We start from the raw sequence: 13634 nt of genomic DNA, 5'->3' as shown, positions 1-13634 counted from the left end.
CCGTTGATCCGGCATTCCGTTCGGCGTATTCACCGCGGGATCATGACGTTACCCGGCACATGAAGGAGACGACAGGTGGAGCAGACGGACCTGCGGGCGCCCACGCTGGCCGCGGGGGTGCGTCCGGTCACCCCCCAACAGCGCGCGGCCAGGGCGGCCCGCAACGGCGGCAAGCCGACCCTGGAGTTCGCCGAGCGCGTGCCCTACGACGCGTACGTGCGCGCGAGCACCCTGCACCGGTTGCAGCAGCCGCTCAGTGACGACCCGGGCGAGCTGTCCTTCCTGATGGTCAGCCAGATCATGGAGCTGTACTTCGGGCTGACCTGCCACGAGCTGCGCGAGGCGCAGCGCTGCCTGCGCGCCGACCGGGTGTGGGACGCCCTCGCCCCGCTGCGCCGGGCCGCCCTGCACCTGGAGGGGCTCAACGCGGCCTGGAAGGGGCTGCGCTGGATGACCCCGGCCGACTTCAACCGGTTCCGCAACCTGCTCGGCGAGGGCTCCGGCTTCCAGTCGGCCATGTACCGGCACCTGGAGTTCCTGCTCGGCCTGCGCGACGCGGCCCTGGTCCGGCCGTTCCGCCGGCAGCCCGAGGTGTACGCCGAGCTGCGCGCCGCCCTGGCCGCCCCCAGCCTCTGGGACGACGTGCTGGCCCTGCTGGCCCGGTGCGGCTTCGACCTGCCCGCCGAGGTCCTCGCCCGGGACGCCGCCGAGGAGCACCAGCCGCACCCGGCCGTGGAGGCGGCGTGGGTGGCCGTGTACGCCGACGGTGGCGGCCCGGACAACCACCTGCGCCTGCTCGGCGAGGCGCTGACCGAGGTGGCCGAGCAGTTCGGCGACTGGCGGTGGAACCACCTCAAGGCGGTGCAGCGCAGCATGGGCGCCAAGGCCGGCAGCGGCGGCTCGGCCGGCCTGGCGTGGTTGCAGCGCAGCATGGCCCGGGTGGTCTTCCCGGAGCTGTGGTCGGCCCGGACCGCGATGTGAGCGGAGCACGAGACATGCACACCGCCGAAGAAGAGGCGCGGAGACTCGACGCCGCCGACCCCGGACACCGGCACCTGTTCCACGTGCCCCCGGCCGACGGCGGGCGCTACCCCGAGGCCGCGTACCTGGCCGGGAACTCCCTCGGACTGCAACCCCGGGCCACCCGCGAGGAACTGCTCGCCGACCTGGACGCGTGGGGCCGGCTCGGGGTGGCGGGACACCTGGAGGCGCGGCGGCCCTGGCTGCCGTACCACGAACTGCTGACCGGCCCGGCCGCCCGGCTGGTCGGCGCCCGGCCCGCGGAGGCCGTGGTGATGAACTCCCTCACGGTCAACCTGCACCTGTTGATGGTCAGCTTCTACCGGCCGGCGGGGGAGCGGACCCGGATCGTCATCGAGGACACCGCCTTCCCGTCGGACAGCTACGCCGTGCGCAGCCAGGCCCGCTTCCATGGCCTGGACCCGGACGCCACGGTGGTGCGGCTCACCCCGCGCCCCGGGGAGGACACCCTGCGCACCTCCGACGTCGTCGACTTCCTCGCCGCCGAGGGGCACACCGTCGCGCTGGTGCTGCTCGGCGGGGTCAACTACCTCACCGGCGAGCTGCTGGACATTCCCGCGATGACGGCCGCCGGCCGGGCCGCCGGGGCGGTCGTCGGCTGGGACCTGGCGCACGCCGCCGGCAACGTGCCGCTGGCGCTGCACGACTGGGACGTGGACTTCGCCGCCTGGTGCTCGTACAAGTACCTCAACTCGGGCCGGGCGCGCTGGCCGGCGCGTTCGTCCACGAGCGCCACCTCGGCCGGGCCGACCTGCCCCGCTTCGAGGGCTGGTGGAGCACCGAGGCCGGCACCCGGTTCGAGATGGCCCCGGTGTCCCGGCCGCCGGCCACCGTGGAGGCGTGGCAGGTGTCCAACCCGCCGATCCTCGCGATGGGGCCGGTGCGCACGTCGCTGGAGCTGTTCGACGCCGTCGGCATGCCGGCGCTGCGCGAGCGCAGCGTGCGGCTCACCGGATACCTGGAGCGGCTGCTCGACCAGGTCACCGCCGGCCGGCCGCTGACCGTGGTGACCCCGCGCGACCCGGCGCGGCGGGGCTGCCAGCTCTCCGTGCGCATCGGCGCGGGCAGCGCGAACGAGCTGACCAAGCGGCTGCGGCACGAGCACGGCGTGATCGCCGACGCCCGGGAGCCGGACATCGTCCGGTTCGCCCCGGTGCCGCTCTACTCGACGTACCACGACTGCTGGTGGGTCGCCGACGCGCTGGCCGCGACGGTGGAGACAAACCGATGAACAGCGAACACGACGAGATCGCCGTCGTCGGCGCCGGGTTGGCCGGCTGCCTGCTGGCCTGCTTCCTGGCCCGGCGCGGCCACCGGGTCGCGCTCTACGAGCGGCGACCGGATCCGCGCACCGGGCGGGTCGAGCGGGGCCGCTCGATCAACCTGGCGCTGTCCGAGCGGGGGCTCGACGCGCTGCGCCGCATCGGCCTGGACCGGCAGGTGATGGCGGACGCGCTGCCGATGCGCGGCCGGATGATCCACCCCGTCGCGGGCGAGCCGCAGTTCCAGTCGTACAGCGCCGCGGGGGACCGGGCGATCAACTCGATCAGCCGGGGCGCGCTGAACAACGCCTTGCTCAGCGCGGCCGACGCGCTGCCGGGCGTGCGGCCCGCCTTCGACCACCGGCTGGTCGGCCTCGACCCGGCCACCGGGGAGATGACGTTCGAGACGCCGCAGGGCAAGGTCACGGCCACCGCGCCGGTCGTCCTCGGCGCCGACGGGGCCGGCTCCGCCGTGCGCGGGCAACTGCTCGCGTACGGGATGCTGAGCGAGAGCCTCGACTTCCTCGACTACGGCTACAAGGAGCTGACCATCCCGCCGCTCGGCGGCGAGTTCGCCCTCGACCCGGCGGCGCTGCACGTCTGGCCGCGCGGCACCTCGATGATGATCGCGCTGCCCAACCCGGACCGCTCCTTCACCTGCACCCTGTTCTGGCCCACCCACGGCACGGCCAGCCTCGCCTCGCTGACCAGCCCGGCCGCGATCGAGCGGCACTTCGCCACCCACTACCCGGACCTCGTCCCGCTGGCGCCGAACCTGGTCGACGACTACCAGCACAACCCCGTCGGCGTGCTCGGCACCGTGCGTTGCGACCGGTGGCAGGCGAACGGGCGGGTCGGCCTGCTCGGCGACGCCGCGCACGCCATCGTCCCGTTCTACGGCCAGGGCGCGAACTGCGCGTTCGAGGACGTGGTCGAGCTGGACCGCTGCCTCGACGAGTGCGGCGACGACTGGGTGGCGGCGCTGCCGCTGTTCCAGGCGCGGCGGCAGGCCAACGCGGAGGCGATCGCCCGGATGGCGCTGGCGAACTTCGTGGAGATGCGGGACAGGGTCGCCTCCCCGGTGTTCCAGGCCCGGCGGCGCGTCGAGCACGCGCTGGAACGGGCGCTGCCCGGCCGGTACGTCTCCCAGTACGAGCTGGTCTCCTTCTCCACCACAGATCTGCAACTGGCTCTGGCAGCCCGCGGATACCATCGTGCCGCGAGTCCGGTGGACCTCACAGTGGCCGCAGCCGCCGCCGAATACTCTGCCGTCGTCCTGCATCACGACCGCGCCTTCGATCTCATCGAGGACGTGGGCGGCCCTCGATCCGAGTGGGTGGCGCCGGCTGGCACCCTCACGTAACCGCTTCACCTGTCGTGTCGCACGGTGATCAGAGCCGGCGTACGGGGCAGGATGGCGGGATGGGTGAGCTGCACGACCTGACCGCGCTGGAGCAGGGCGCCGCGATCGCGCGCGGCGAACTGTCCAGCGTGGAACTGGTCGCGCACCACCTCGCCCGGGTCGGCGCGCTCGCCGACACCGTCGGCGCGTTCGTCACGGTCACCCCCGAACTGGCCCTCGACGCGGCGCAGGCCGCCGACGCCGCGCCCGCCGAGGCGCGCGGCCCGCTGCACGGCGTACCCACCGCGATCAAGGACCTGACCCTCACCGCGGGCGTGCGCACCACCTTCGGGTCGGCCGCCTTCGCCGACCTGGTGCCCCCGCTCGACGCCGACGTCGTCCGGCTGATGCGCGCCGCCGGGCTGGTCAGCCTCGGTAAGACCACCACCTCGGAGCTGGGCTGCTCGCTGTACTCCGAGGGGCTGGTCGCGCCGCCGGCGCGCAATCCGTGGGACCTCGCGTACACGGCGGGCGGGTCCAGCGGCGGGGCGGCGGCCGCGGTGGCGGCGGGCCTGGTGCCGGTCGCCCAGGGCTCCGACGGCGGCGGGTCGCTGCGCATCCCCGCGTCCCTGTGCGGGCTGGTCGGCTACAAGCCCAGCCGGGGCACGGTCTCGGGCGGCCCGCTCGGCTTCGGCGCGTTCGGCCTGCCGGTCAACGGGCCGCTGGGCCGTACCGTCGCCGACGTCGCCGCGCTGCTGGACGTCATGGCGGTGCCCGTGCCCGGCGAGCCCTACCTGCCGCGGGCCGCACCCGACGGCGGCTACCTGGCCGCGGCGCGCGAGGCGGCGCCCCGCCGGCTGCGGGTCGGCCGGTTCACCGCCCCGATGCTCGCCGACGAGCCGGTCCACCCCGACTGCGTGGCCGCCGTCGACCGGGCCGCCGCGCTGCTCACCGCGGCCGGCCACGAGGTGGTCGAGGTGCCCGCGCCGCTCGGCCCCGAGACGTGGCCGCTGTTCGAGGTCGTCTGGTATGTCCTGGCGCTCACCCCGGTCGCGCCCGAGCGGGAGAGCAGGCTGCTGCCGCTGACCCGGTTCCTGCGGTCGCGGGGGGCGGCGCTCTCCGCGGGCGCGCTGATGGGCACGCTGGGCGAGCTCCAGGCGCAGGTACGCCTCGGCGCCCGCCGCACCGCCGGCTGCGACCTGCTGCTCTGCCCGACCCTCGCCGCGCCGCAGGCGCCCGTCGGCTGGTTCACCGCCGACGGCGACCCGGAGCGCGACTTCGACCGGCAGCGGCGGTTCTCGCCGTACTGCGCGGTGTTCAACCTGACCGGGCAGCCGTCCGTTTCCCTGCCGCTCGGGCGTACCGCCGAGGGACTGCCCGTCGGTGCCCTGCTGACCGGTTCCTACGGCGACGACGCCACGCTGATCGCCGTCGCCGCGCAGCTTGAGCACGTGAGTGACGGGTGGGATCGCCACCCCGCAATCTGGCGGGCCGTGGGCTCCGCTAACGTGAATACGAGCGGAGTCGGGCGGCCGGCCTCATGATCGTCCACTCGACCCGGGGATTCCTGGTCTCTCTTTCCGCCTGGGGGCGTTGGGATTGTCTGTTACCGACACGCTGCTGATCTACGTCGGCATCCCGGCCGCCACGGTGCTGGTGATCACCGCGCTGGCGTTCGCCGGTGGCCGCGGCAAGGGTGGCGGCGCCAAGCGCTACCGGCCGGGCCGGCCCTTCGACTTCGCTCCGGTCTGGTTCCTCGGCCGTCCGGAGCAGCTGGCCGACACGACCGGCTGCGCGCTGGCCGCCGGCGCGCAGGCGCCGGCGTTGACCAGCCACAAGCTTGAGAAGGCCGGCGTCGAGGCGCCGGCGGGTGGAACCGGAGGCGCAAGTGACCGTTGGTGAGAAGCAGGCCGGGCCGGTCAACCCGCCCGAGGTGCTCGACGGGCCGTTCTCGACCCGTCAGCTGCTGCGCATCGACGAGGCGCTCCGCCTGGCCGACCAGGGGACGGGGCTGGTCTTCTCGGTCTACGTGGGCGGCCTCGACGAGCCGATCCGCGAGCACGCCCAGCGGCTGCACCGCCAGCTCGCCGAGCCCGACCGGTCGGTGCTGATCGCCGTGTCACCCAACCAGCGTCAGCTGGAGATCGTCACCGGGCGGCACGCCCGCAAGCGCATCCCGGACACGTACGCCCGGCTGGCGGCGCTGTCCATGGTGGCCGCCTTCGGTGGCGGCGACCTGGCCGGCGGCATCATCAACGGCCTCGACCAGCTCGCCAGCCACGCCGGTAAGGGCTGAACCGCCGAGTCACGCCGGGAAGCCCGGTCCGCCGCGAGCGGACCGGGCTTCGTCGTGCCCGGGACGGGCAGTCACGTCCACCTCCTTGCGCAAGCAGGAACGGCCGGGGGCCGGTGTGGGGGTAAGCCCACACCGGCCCCCGGCCGCGTACTCCCGTGTCTCAGGCGCTCTGGGCGTCCCTCGCGCGGGCCCTGAGCGCGCGGACGACGCCGTCGCGGCCCTCGGCGACGAGCCGGCGCAGCGGCGCCGGGTGGCCCTCGGCGGCCAGCCAGGCGTCGGTCATCGCGACGGTCTCCTCCGAGACCTGCTGCGTCGGGTACGCCAGCTGCACGAACTCCTGCGCCGGCTCGCTGTCCCGCTGCGCCCACACCTGGTCCACCACGGCGAAGTACCGCTCCCGGTACGGGGCGACCAGCTCGGCCTGCATCGAGGGGCCGAAGCCCTGCAGCAGCGCCCGGTTACGCCAGTTCGGCAGCGCCTCGGGGCCGGTGAGCTGCGCCCACACGGCGGCCTTGTTCTCCGGCGTCGCCACCAGCGCGTGGGCGAACGCGGCCTCCCGCTCGCCGCTGGCCGTACGGTCGGCGGCCAGCTCGGCCTCGATCTCGGCCGGGCCGGCGGCCCCGTTCGCCACCAGCGCGTGGACGATCGCCCAGCGCAGCTCGGTGTCGATGGTCAACCCGACCGGCACCTCGACGCCGTCCAGCCAGCCCCGGATCGCGGCCAGGTCCTCCGCCGAGCGGGCCGACGACACGTACGCCCGGGCCCACGCCAGCTGGAGCCCGCCGCCCGGCTCGGCAACGGCGAGGGTGACCCTGGCCGTACGCGCCACCGCGGCCCAGCCGGTCGGCCGCCAGGCCGGGTCGACGTACAGGTTGAGGGCGATGGGCACCTGCTGCCGCAGGGTGGCGGTGACCAGGTTGATGTCGGTCTCGGCGGGCAGCCCGGCCAGCACCAGCGCCACGTAGTCCCGGGCCGCCAGCTCGGCGTCGCGGACCATGTCCCACGCGGCCGTCCAGCACAGCGCGCGGGCCAGCGACGACTCGAAGCCGGCGATGTGCTGCACCACCGTGGCCATCGACCGCTCGTCCAGCCGCAGCTTGGTGTACGTCAGGTCGTCGTCGTTGAGCAGCAGCACGTCCGCCGCGGGCACGCCGTGCAGGGCGGTCAGCTCCGTGAGCTCGCCGGTCACGTCCGCCTCGATCCGCTCCCGGCGGACCAGCCGGCCGTCGGTCAGGTCGTACAGGCCCACCCCGACGCGGTGGGTGCGCAGCGTCGGGTGCCCGGCCGGCGCCTCCTGGCGGACCACCACCCGCTCGTAGCCGCCGTCGGCGCCGATCGTCACCTCGGGGCGCAGCGTGTTGACCTGGGCGGTCTCCAGCCACTGGGCGGCGAACTTGCGCAGCTCCCGCCCGGAGGCGGCCTCCAGCTCGGACAGCAGGTCGTCGAACGTGGCGTTGCCCCACGCGTGCTTGCCGAAGTACGCCCGCAGCCCGGCCAGGAACGGCTCCTCGCCCACGTACGCGACGAGCTGCTTGAGCACGCTCGCGCCCTTGGCGTACGTGATGCCGTCGAAGTTGACCTCGACCGCCTCCAGGTCCGGCATCTCGCAGTAGACCGGGTGGGTGGAGGAGAGCTGGTCCTGCCGGTAGCCCCAGTTCTTGCGGATGGACAGGAAGGTCGTCCAGGCGTCGGTGAACCGGGTGGCGTTGGCGTTGCACCAGTGGCTGGCCCACTCGGCGAACGACTCGTTGAGCCACAGGTCGTTCCACCAGCGCATGGTGACCAGGTCGCCGAACCACATGTGGGCCAGCTCGTGCAGGATCGTGTTGGCGCGCTGCTCGTACTCGAAGTCGGTGACCTGCGAGCGGAAGATGTAGTGCGACTCGGCGTGCGTGACGCAGCCGAAGTTCTCCATCGCGCCGGCGTTGAAGTCCGGTACCCAGAGCTGGTCGTACTTGGGCAGCGGGTAGCGCACCCCGAACTGCTCGTGGAAGAAGTCGAAGCCCTGCTTGGTGATGCGGAACAGGTCGTCGGAGTCCAGGTACCGTGCCATCGAGGCCCGGCAGTACACCCCGAGGTCGATGCCGTCGTGGCTGTCCCGCACCTCGTGGTACGGGCCGGCGCAGAGCGCCGTGATGTACGTGCTCATCCGCGCCGACTCGCGGAAGTGCAGCGTCTTGAGCGCCTCGCCGGCCGGCTCCTCGCGCTCGACCGGCATGTTGGACACCACCCGCCAGTGCTCGGGGACGGTGGCGTGCCAGGTGTAGACGCTCTTCAGGTCGGGCTGGTCGAAGCAGGCATACACCCGCTGCGCGTCCGCCGTCTCGAACTGGCTGTAGAGGTAGGTCTCCCCGTCGACCGGGTCGACGGTGCGGTGCAGCCCCTGCCCGCTGTTGGAGTACGCGAAGTCGGCGTCCACGACGAGGACGTTCTCGGCGGCCAGGTCCGTCAGGGTCAGACCCTTCTCGGCCGACCAGCCGGACACGTCCACCGGGGCGCCGTTGAGCGTCGCCGAGCGCACCGAATCGGCGGCCGCCTCGATGAAGGTCGTCGCACCCGGCTCGGCGCAGCGGAACCGGACCTCGGTCACCGACCGGAACGTGCGACCACCGGCCGCCAGGACGGCGGTCGACAGGTCCAGACTGATGTCGTACCCGGTCACCTCAAGCAGGCGGGCCCGCTCGGTGGCCTCGACCTGGGTCAGGTTGCGCACTCCCGGCACTGTTCGTCTCCATCCCACTCTCGCCGCGCGCCGCCGTGGCGCCAGCCACCGCCCGCTCGTGGCGACCGGGCCGATCCGATCCTTCCATGCGAGGGCCCCTCGCGGTGGTCGAGGTCACGCTCTCAATCCGGTACCAGTCCACGGGCGCCGGGGTGAGGATCGGGGGAGAGGGCGCCGCTCCCGGCGCTCCCGTCGCGAAGGGACATCACCGTGACCGACCGTGTCGCCGTCGACATGTGGTTCGACCCGATCTGTCCGTGGGCGTGGATCACCTCCCGCTGGCTGCTGGAGGTGGAACAGGTCCGGGACGTCGACGTCCGCTTCCACGTGATGAGCCTGTCCGTGCTCAACGAGGGGCGTGACCTGCCCGAGCAGTACCAGGAGCTGATGCGTACGGGCTGGGGCCCGGTGCGGGTCTGCATCGCCGCCGAGCGGAAGCACGGCCCGGACGCGCTCCGCGAGCTGTACACGGCGCTGGGCACCCGCATCCACCTCGGCAAGGAGGAGTTGGGCCGGGAACTGCTCGCGGCCGCGCTGAACGACGGCGGGCTCGACCCCTCCCTGGCCGACGCCGCCGAGAGCACCGGGTACGACGAGGCGCTGCGGGCCAGCCACGAGGCAGGCATGCGGCCGGTCGGCACCGACGTGGGGACCCCGGTCATCCACGCCCCGGGCCCGGACGGCGGCAAGGTCGCCTTCTTCGGCCCGGTGGTCACCCCGCGCCCGAAGGGCGAGGCGGCCGGTCGGCTCTGGGACGGCGTCCTGCTGGTGGCCGGCACCCCCGGCTTCTACGAGCTCAAGCGCTCCCGCGAGCTCGGTCCGATCTTCGACTGAGACACCGCCGCGGGCAGGGCCAGGGCCCACCTACCTGCTGTGGGTAGCCCTTTGGAGCTGATGTCGTACCCGAATCACCGGTGCGGCCGGCGATATCGCAAACGGCTCAGCTCCAAAGGGGCCGCGCCGCGGCCGAACCGGCCAGTAGCAACGCCTCGGCGGCCCCGGCATCGGCGGCGCGCCGGGGCGGCGTCACCGGCGCGGCGAAGGGCTCGTTTCACCGGATGTCCCAGCCGATGGCCCCGCCGGGCCAACGTGGCAGCCGTGGAGGCGATCCGATGAGCAAGCACCGCAGTACGTCCGACGACGCGCCAGCGGGGGCGCCGACCGGGGACTCCGGCGTGACGTACTGGTCCGTGGCCGAGGGGCGCTGGCCCTCCGTACGGCCGGCCCTGCCGGCCGAGATGGTCGACCTGCTGGCGCCGCCGATCGTGGTCGGCGTGGCCCGGGTGGTGGCCACCTCCCGGCTGACCCCGCCCGCCGACCCGGTCGCCGTGACGATCCCGGTACGCGCGCCCGCGCCGGACCCGGTACCCGCCGCGGCCCCCGCCGCCACCGCGGCCGGCACGGGGCGGCACCGCAGCGACGAGTGAGCGGGGCCCCTGGTGACAGCGGCCTTCCTTTCATCTGGTGGACGGGGTGCGGGGTCCGACGCGCGGCGCCACCGCCCGCCGGTAGCGTCAGCGGACATGACGGTCGTGCATCCGATCGCCCGGGCCTGGATCACCACTGGCGGCACCGGCGCGCAGAACTACGACGAGTTCGCCGACGACGCGGAGATCACCGCGATCATCGAGGCCAACCCGCACAGTGCCCTCGGTATCGAGATGCCGCACCGGGCGCCGGGCAGCGTGGGGAAGCCGTTCCTCGACGCGCTGCCCGACGCGGTGGCCCGGCTCGCCGAGGCCAAGGCCGACGGCAGCTACACGCCGGCCGAGCAGGTCGTGGTCCTGTACCGGATCAGCGCGCCGGGGGAGGAGCCCGCGTACGGCCTGTGGGCCCTGGTCGACACCGACCAGATCTCCACCAGCGCGGACGAGCCCGGCCTGGTCATCCGCAACGAGGACGTCTTCATCGCCAAGGTGCGGGAGCGGGTCGCCCTCGCCGAGGCGCTCGGGCACCTGCTCTCGCCCGTCCTGCTGCTGCAGACCGGCCGGGGCGACGAGCTGCACGCCGCGCTGGCCGCGGCGACGGAGGCGGCCGGGGCGCCCGCCGCCACCGACGTCGACCAGGCCGGGCGCACCCACGCGATCTGGCTGGTCGGCCCCGGGCCCGAGCAGGACGAGCTGACCGCGCTCGCCGGCGGCGGCGAGCTGGTGGTCGCCGACGGCAACCACCGCAGCCTGGCCGCCCAGACCGGTCACCTGCCGCGCTTCCTGGCTGTGGTCACCACCCCCGCCTCCGTGGCCATCCAGCCGTACAACCGGCTGGTCAGCGAGCTGACCGTGCCCCCGGTCGAGCTGCTCGACCGGCTCCGCGCCGCGGGCGCCGAGGTCACCGCAGTCGACGGGCCGGTCGACGTCCCGGCGGCCGGCGGCACCGTCCATCTCCGGCTCCCCGACGGCGGGTACGCCGTGCGGCTGCCGCACGTCGACGGCGGCCGGCTGGAGAACCTCGACCACGCCCTGGTGGAGCGGGTGCTGCTGCGCGACGCGCTCGGCCTCGACCCGGGCGACAAGCGGATCACCTACGTCGGGGGCGACTACCCGGCGAGCTGGCTCACCGGCGAGGTCGACGCGGGCCGGGCGGAGCTGGCCGTGCTGATCGCCCCGGTGACCGTGGACGACTTCGTCGCCGTGAACCTGGCCCGGGAGAAGATGCCGCGCAAGAGCACCTGGTTCACGCCGAAGGCCCGGGCCGGCCTGGTGTCGGCCGAGGTCCGCTGACCTGTGACGAATCCGCCTCCTCCGGTGCCGCCCCCGCGCCGCCGGAGGAGGAACGGCCTGACAGACTGCGCGGTATGCGCGTCTACCTGGGATCCGACCACGCCGGTTTCGAGCTGAAGGGGCACCTGGTCAACCACCTGGCCAAGCAGGGGTACGAGGTGGTCGACGTCGGTCCGCACGTCTTCGACCCGGACGACGACTACCCGGCGTTCTGCCTGCACACCGGCGCCCGCGTGGTGGCCGACCCGGGCAGCCTCGGGGTGGTCATCGGCGGTTCGGGCAACGGCGAGCAGATCGCCGCGAACAAGGTCGCCGGCGTCCGGGCGGCGCTGGCCTGGAGCCTGGACACCGCCCAGCTGGGCCGTGAGCACAACGACGCCAACATCGTCGCCGTCGGTGCCCGCCAGCACACCCTCGACGAGGCGACCGCCATCGTGGAGGCGTTCCTCGCCACGCCGTTCTCCGGTAACCCGCGGCACTCCCGCCGGATCGGCCAGGTGGCCGCGTACGAGCAGAACCGGGAACTGCCCGAGCTGCCCTGACCGTCCGCCGGGCCGCCCTCGGCGTGCCCGGTCAGCGGTTGGTGCGCGGCAGGTCCTCGCGGGGCACCCAGTTGCGCCGGACGATCACCACCCGGGCCTCCGCCTCGGTCATGTCCTCCTCGGTGGGCCGGGCGGCGTCGCGGGCCCGTAGCGCGGCGCTCAGCCCCACCTGGGACGATCCGGGGCCGACCAGGCCGCGCAGGCCCCGCTCGCCGTCCCGGTCGTCGGCGGCGGGCCCGCCCCGGCGCCGTGGCGGCTCCACCGGGTCGTGCACCCCGGTCGTGGCGGCGGTCGGCCCCTCGCCGTTCCGCCCCTCGCCGTCGGACTGGTGCCGCAGCCGGCGTCGCCGTCGCTCCGCGTCCCCCATGAACCGACCGTACCGCCCGCGCCGCTCGAACGCCCGCCCCGGCCCGGGCGGGGCGGGTCAGAAGGTGCCCATCGGGGCAGGCGCCCGGTGCCAGGTGAACGCCGGGCCGGCCGCGGCCAGGGCCCCGGCCCGCCGCTCGACGATCCGGCCGGCGTCGGCCAGCGCGGTCAGCCCCGTGCCGCCCAGGTACAGCTCGCCGAGCGCCCGTACGTCGCAGGCCAGGTCCGCCGGCCCGTCGGCGGGCCCACACCGGGCCCCGTCCGGCCCGCCGCGCAGCCGCCAGCGGCCCGCGTTCTCCGGCAGCAGCTCGTCGGTGACCTCGATCGTCACGTCCACTTCGGTGGCGTACCGGCGGGCCGCCAGGGCGGCGGGCACGTCGACCACCCGTACCCAGAGGGCGTCGACGAGCCGCGCCTCCAGCCGGCGCGGCTCGTCCACCAGGCGCAGCAGCGGATCGTCCACCGGGCCCCGGTAGTCGAGCCGGCGGGTCAGGTCGAGCGACAGCAGCATCCGCCACAGCGCCAGCCGGGCCGGTACGTTCGCCGCGACGACCTCCTGGACCATGGTCACCCCGCGCGGCCCGGCCGCGTCCCACTCCCCACGGGTACGCCACAGCGCGTACCCGTCGACGTCACCGCCCGGACCCTCGTGCAGCACCACCCGGCGCTCGGTGGCGCCGCCGCGCTCGCCGGGCGGGTCGTTGAGCACGTACCGCCACCACCGCTCGTCCCGGCTCGACCAGCCGGGGCGGTCGACGCGCAGCCGGTCGTACAGCCGGGCCAGCTCGGGCTGCCGGGGGCCGGCCGGTCCAGGCGCAGCCGGCCCTCGACGGGGGCCGGGGCGGGCAGCCGCAGCTCGGCGGTGGCGCACTCGACGGTGAGCTGCTGCGCGGCCAGGCCGTAGCCGAACCGGGGGTAGATCCTGCCCTCGCTGGCCCAGAGCACGGCGACCGGCTCCCGGCCCGCGTCGCGGATCTCGCGCAGCTGCCGCCGCATGAGCCGGGTGAGCAGCCCGCGGCGGCGGTGCGTCGGCAGCACCGCGACCCCCGTGACGTGCGCGGCCGGTACGACGGCGCCCGGCACGGTCAACTCCCGGGTGCCCGCCGTGGCGTGCGCCACCAGGTCCGGCCCGTCCCGGACCACGAGCCCTCGCTCCGGCTCCCACAGCCCCCGCTCCGCCTCGCGCACCTCCTCGCCGAGCGTGGCGTGGAACGCGACCTCGACCAGCCGGGCCACCTCGTCGAAGTCACCGGGGCGCGCGACCCGTATCGGAAGCAGGGGATGTGTCATCGCCCGTGTCTACCCGACCCGTACGGGGTCGGCGACCGATTTACCGGGCTGGC

General features: G+C 74.4%; 11 protein-coding genes and 2 pseudogenes. 10 read left to right on the top strand and 3 right to left on the bottom strand.

Annotated features, from left to right (window positions below):
- The first annotated feature begins 75 nt into the window (after positions 1–75).
- From JD77_RS05310 to JD77_RS05285, 6 genes and pseudogenes are all read left to right on the top strand, one after another.
- Positions 76–981, top strand: coding sequence for a tryptophan 2,3-dioxygenase (locus tag JD77_RS05310; protein WP_145773287.1), 906 nt, complete (start codon positions 76–78; stop codon positions 979–981).
- Positions 982–995: 14 nt separating this feature from the next.
- Positions 996–2272 (top strand): annotated as a pseudogene (kynU, locus tag JD77_RS05305) (kynureninase).
- A complete protein-coding gene (locus JD77_RS05300) occupies positions 2269–3666 on the top strand; it encodes an FAD-dependent oxidoreductase (protein ID WP_387229214.1) in 1398 nt (465 codons plus the stop codon). Before kynU ends, JD77_RS05300 begins: the two are co-directional and overlap by 4 nt.
- A gap of 59 nt (positions 3667–3725) precedes the next feature.
- Complete coding sequence (locus tag JD77_RS05295) at positions 3726–5189, top strand: amidase (RefSeq protein ID WP_145773286.1); 1464 nt, start codon at positions 3726–3728, stop codon at positions 5187–5189.
- Between the two features lie 49 nt (positions 5190–5238).
- Positions 5239–5547, top strand: coding sequence for an aa3-type cytochrome oxidase subunit CtaJ (gene ctaJ / locus JD77_RS05290; protein ID WP_449289050.1), 309 nt, complete (start codon positions 5239–5241; stop codon positions 5545–5547).
- Positions 5534–5941, top strand: coding sequence for a DUF5130 family protein (locus JD77_RS05285; RefSeq protein ID WP_145773285.1), 408 nt, complete (start codon positions 5534–5536; stop codon positions 5939–5941). The genes ctaJ and JD77_RS05285 overlap by 14 nt, the downstream gene beginning before the upstream one ends.
- Positions 5942–6101: 160 nt before the next feature.
- Here the strand turns inward: JD77_RS05285 and pepN are convergent, their stop codons facing one another.
- On the bottom strand, positions 6102–8654 hold the full coding sequence (gene pepN, locus JD77_RS05280) for an aminopeptidase N (protein WP_145773284.1): 2553 nt from the start codon (positions 8652–8654) through the stop codon (positions 6102–6104).
- 243 nt (positions 8655–8897) lie between these two features.
- Between pepN and JD77_RS05275 the strand changes: the two genes are divergently transcribed.
- From JD77_RS05275 to JD77_RS05260, 4 genes are all read left to right on the top strand, one after another.
- Complete coding sequence (locus tag JD77_RS05275) at positions 8898–9497, top strand: mycothiol-dependent nitroreductase Rv2466c family protein (protein WP_387229037.1); 600 nt, start codon at positions 8898–8900, stop codon at positions 9495–9497.
- Positions 9498–9775: 278 nt separating this feature from the next.
- On the top strand, positions 9776–10090 hold the full coding sequence (locus tag JD77_RS05270; protein WP_211372491.1) for a hypothetical protein: 315 nt from the start codon (positions 9776–9778) through the stop codon (positions 10088–10090).
- Positions 10091–10186: 96 nt separating this feature from the next.
- Positions 10187–11383, top strand: coding sequence for a DUF1015 family protein (locus JD77_RS05265; RefSeq protein ID WP_145773282.1), 1197 nt, complete (start codon positions 10187–10189; stop codon positions 11381–11383).
- Between the two features lie 74 nt (positions 11384–11457).
- The gene (locus JD77_RS05260) at positions 11458–11925 is read left to right on the top strand and encodes a ribose-5-phosphate isomerase (protein WP_145773281.1); all 468 of its coding nucleotides are present in this window, start codon (positions 11458–11460) and stop codon (positions 11923–11925) included.
- 31 nt (positions 11926–11956) lie between these two features.
- Here the strand turns inward: JD77_RS05260 and JD77_RS05255 are convergent, their stop codons facing one another.
- Positions 11957–12292, bottom strand: coding sequence for a hypothetical protein (locus tag JD77_RS05255; protein ID WP_145773280.1), 336 nt, complete (start codon positions 12290–12292; stop codon positions 11957–11959).
- Between the two features lie 57 nt (positions 12293–12349).
- Positions 12350–13581 (bottom strand): annotated as a pseudogene (locus JD77_RS05250) (GNAT family N-acetyltransferase).
- Between the last annotated feature and the right edge of the window lie 53 nt (positions 13582–13634).

The organism is Micromonospora olivasterospora, from assembly GCF_007830265.1.
GTDB classification, from domain to species: domain Bacteria; phylum Actinomycetota; class Actinomycetes; order Mycobacteriales; family Micromonosporaceae; genus Micromonospora; species Micromonospora olivasterospora.
The sequence above is the reverse complement of the archived record's forward strand: the minus strand, read 5'-3'. Positions and strand labels throughout refer to the sequence as shown.

Coding starts and splice junctions, on each gene's coding strand:
- JD77_RS05270 (WP_211372491.1), top strand. CDS start 9,776: ATGAGCAAGCACCGCAGTACGTCCGACGACGCGCCAGCGGGGGCGCCG.
- JD77_RS05295 (WP_145773286.1), top strand. CDS start 3,726: ATGGGTGAGCTGCACGACCTGACCGCGCTGGAGCAGGGCGCCGCGATC.
- JD77_RS05300 (WP_387229214.1), top strand. CDS start 2,269: ATGAACAGCGAACACGACGAGATCGCCGTCGTCGGCGCCGGGTTGGCC.
- JD77_RS05265 (WP_145773282.1), top strand. CDS start 10,187: ATGACGGTCGTGCATCCGATCGCCCGGGCCTGGATCACCACTGGCGGC.
- JD77_RS05275 (WP_387229037.1), top strand. CDS start 8,898: ATGTGGTTCGACCCGATCTGTCCGTGGGCGTGGATCACCTCCCGCTGG.
- JD77_RS05255 (WP_145773280.1), bottom strand. CDS start 12,292: ATGGGGGACGCGGAGCGACGGCGACGCCGGCTGCGGCACCAGTCCGAC.
- JD77_RS05260 (WP_145773281.1), top strand. CDS start 11,458: ATGCGCGTCTACCTGGGATCCGACCACGCCGGTTTCGAGCTGAAGGGG.